Consider the following 2,709-nt stretch of genomic DNA (forward strand, 5'->3'; position numbering starts at 1 on the left):
TAAGTTTGCGCGTCTCCACTGTATTAGGACTATCAAAAAATGAAGTAGTATCTCCCCAACAAGGCTTTTTTGATATGGGGATGGACTCTCTCACCTCTACAGAACTTCGTAATCTTATCCAAACAGACTTTAATTTGGAGAATTCCAATTCGAGATTTCCAAATTCTTGCACTTTATATTGCTGCTCTTGCTTGATAACTTCTAAAGTTTCCTCAAGCTCAGACTCTCCCAACCAATTAGATTCTAAGTCAAGGAGTTCAATTCCTAAGTCAAGTTTTCGTAGTATGAGATACAGCAGACTCGCAGGTGATGAATCTTGATATTGAGTTGCTTGGTATTTGGACTTTAAAGCAGCAAAGTGTTCTAAGCGATTTTGAGACTCTTTACCCATATTGCTAACAGATGCGATCGCACGTAGTTAAATGTGTTATCCGCTACTATAGCAATACTAGTAAAAAAGGGCGAGTCAGACACCCACCCCCGAAGCATAAATATTTTATGTACGTTCTAGTGTAGTCCTTACAACACCCTACACTGTCCATGATGTCGTAATAAATGGTCACAGAGTACCAGCGCCACCATTGCCTCAACCATTGGAACTGCACGCGGTAACACACAAGGATCGTGTCGTCCTTTCGCTGCTAATAGGGTTTCTTCACCTTCACGAGTTACTGTCTTTTGCTCTTTTCTAATTGTCGCCGTCGGCTTAAAGGCAACTCGTAAAATGATATTTTCTCCGTTGGAAATTCCCCCCTGAATCCCACCAGAACGGTTAGTTACTGTGCGAATTTCACCATTTTCATCAATATAATATTCGTCGTTATGCTCAATTCCCGTTAACAGCGTCCCGCCAAAACCGGAACCGATTTCAAAGCCTTTGCTAGCTGGAAGAGACATGACACCTTTAGCGATATCAGCTTCCAATTTATCAAAAACTGGTTCGCCTAAACCTTTCGGAACATTACGCGCCACACATTCTACAACACCGCCGATCGAATCACCAAGTCTACCAACTTGCTCAATTAATTCAATCATGCGATCGCAACATTCAGCGTCGGGACAGCGAACGATGTTGCTTTCTACTTGTTCTAAGGTGACAGTATTTGGATCAACTACACCTTCCAAGTCCTTGATGCGCTTGACGTAAGCAATAACTTCAACATTGGCAACTTGGCGGAGAATTTTTTTAGCGATCGCACCTGCTGCGACTCTTCCAATTGTCTCACGCGCTGACGACCTACCCCCGCCTTGCCAATTGCGAATGCCATATTTTGCATCATAAGTTGCATCTGCATGAGAAGGGCGATACTTTTCAGACATTTCGTCATAGTCTTGTGGACGAGTGTCTTTGTTCCGTACCAAAATCGCTATAGGCGTTCCTAGTGTTTTGCCTTCAAATACCCCTGATAAAATCTCGCAGGTATCGGCTTCTTTCCGAGGTGTGGTAATTTTACTTTGTCCCGGACGCCTTCTATCTAATTCTACTTGAATTTCTTCCGCCGAAATTTCTAGTTGTGGAGGACAACCATCAATCACAACCCCCACACCGCCGCCGTGAGATTCACCAAAAGTAGTGATGCGAAATAGATGACCAAAAGTGTTGCCCATGATCTTAAAAAAAAAGGATGAGGCTTATGTATTTTACCTAGAGTTCGTCCAAAAGTTAATTTTTATGCTTTGGCACTGGAAATATTTGACTATAGCTCAACCTGAATTATCAGGATAATAAATCGCCTCTTATACCAATTTAATATGAAGCTGCATAATAAAGAACCCCACCCTAACCCTCCCCGAAATCGGGGAGGGAACTGGATTTTCCTCTCTTTGCTCTTCCTTCGGCGACTTTGGGGAGCCAGTGCGGTCTTCTCCCAACTCTTAGGAGACACTCCGCGTTCACGTAGTGTCTCCTAAGAGTTGGCACTAGCCTCTCCCCTTCTCCCCTTGGGAGAAGCTAGCGCCAAGGAAGAAGGGGAGACGCCAAAGGCGATAGCGCCACGGAGAGTGAGCTTGCGTTCGCTTTTAGCGTCTCGTAGAGAGCGTCTCGGGTCTCCCCTTCGTTGTGCATCTGGCGTGTGGGGTCAAATTCTATGCAACTTCACAAAGAATTGGTCTTAGACTTATCCAGGACTTCCTCTTACGCAAAAACTCTCTGCAACTCTTATTTCTTGGCGTACTTGGCGTACTTGGCGGTTCGTTTTTTCATGATTTTGCGTAAGTCCTATTACCGTTAACCCAACCTTATTAACGTATAGCCCAATACACTTGGGTTAAGCATTTCCTCCTTCTCTCTTCTCTCTTCTCTCTGTGTTCTCTGCGCCTCTGTGGTTCGTAAAAAAAAGAGTTTCAGCCCTTTTGTGAACCGTATTAACGTATAGCCTATCTTTTACGTATACAAACTAAAAAGCGCCCTCTGTTACGAGAGGGCGCTTTCTAATTTAACGAAACTTCCGGATTAACCGTTGATCGCAGGAGCGGTTAGAGCCACAGGAGCAAAATCACCAGCAGCCAAATCCAGAGGGAAGTTGTGAGCGTTACGCTCGTGCATTACTTCCATACCCAGGTTAGCGCGGTTGATTACATCCGCCCAAGTTGCAATCACACGACCTTCAGAGTCAATAATTGATTGGTTGAAGTTGAAACCGTTCAAGTTGAACGCCATTGTGCTTACACCCAAGGCGGTGAACCAGATACCGATTACAGGCCATGCTG

Annotated in this window: 2 protein-coding genes and 1 pseudogene; 1 reads left to right on the top strand and 2 read right to left on the bottom strand. The window is 44.5% G+C overall.

Translation table 11 applies throughout. The features are described 5' to 3' along the window. Nucleotides 1–5 precede the first annotated feature (5 nt). Nucleotides 6–320 (top strand): acyl carrier protein, encoded by a 315-nt coding sequence (locus LC605_RS35000; protein ID WP_369010379.1) that lies wholly within the window; start codon nt 6–8, stop codon nt 318–320. A gap of 199 nt (nt 321–519) precedes the next feature. On the opposite strand, the gene aroC is transcribed toward LC605_RS35000, so the two are convergent. Both aroC and LC605_RS32345 read right to left on the bottom strand, forming a co-directional pair. Beyond that, the gene (gene aroC, locus LC605_RS32340) at nt 520–1,608 is read right to left on the bottom strand and encodes a chorismate synthase (protein ID WP_229551450.1); all 1,089 of its coding nucleotides are present in this window, start codon (nt 1,606–1,608) and stop codon (nt 520–522) included. A gap of 844 nt (nt 1,609–2,452) precedes the next feature. Continuing rightward, nucleotides 2,453–2,709: pseudogene (locus tag LC605_RS32345) on the bottom strand (photosystem II q(b) protein); the annotation flags it as partial.

Source organism: Nostoc sp. CHAB 5836 (genome assembly GCF_020829445.1).
Lineage (GTDB): Bacteria > Cyanobacteriota > Cyanobacteriia > Cyanobacteriales > Nostocaceae > Nostoc.